General features: G+C 46.8%; 1 protein-coding gene. It reads right to left on the bottom strand.

What is annotated here, in order from left to right:
• The coding region (locus Q5762_RS37950; protein ID WP_315896866.1) for an SIS domain-containing protein at positions 1-260 on the bottom strand (260 nt) is incomplete at its 3' end.
• Positions 261-284 lie beyond the last annotated feature (24 nt).

Genomic DNA, 284 nt, shown 5'->3' with positions numbered 1-284 from the left:
ATATGGGCAACATCGCTAATACTGCTAGCAGCAAGAGCACGGCGGTCAAGCCGATAACGCCCTGAAAGCTCTTCGGCAAAGTGCATGGCATCACACATTGAGCCCCCATTGCCACAACTAAACACCTGCCCACTTTCTTTCAACGTTTTTACCAGCAAGCAGGCAGCCTGCTCAATGGAAGATAGGGCAACAGCATTTTCTAATAGCGCAGTTAGCCCTAGTTGCGCTTCATGAAGACTCTCAACTATTAAATTGCTCATTTATTATCACTCACCAAAACCTAG

The organism is Streptomyces sp. P9(2023), assembly GCF_032436795.1.
In the GTDB taxonomy this organism is placed as follows: domain Bacteria; phylum Actinomycetota; class Actinomycetes; order Streptomycetales; family Streptomycetaceae; genus Streptomyces.
This window is presented reverse-complemented; position numbering and strand designations above follow the sequence as displayed.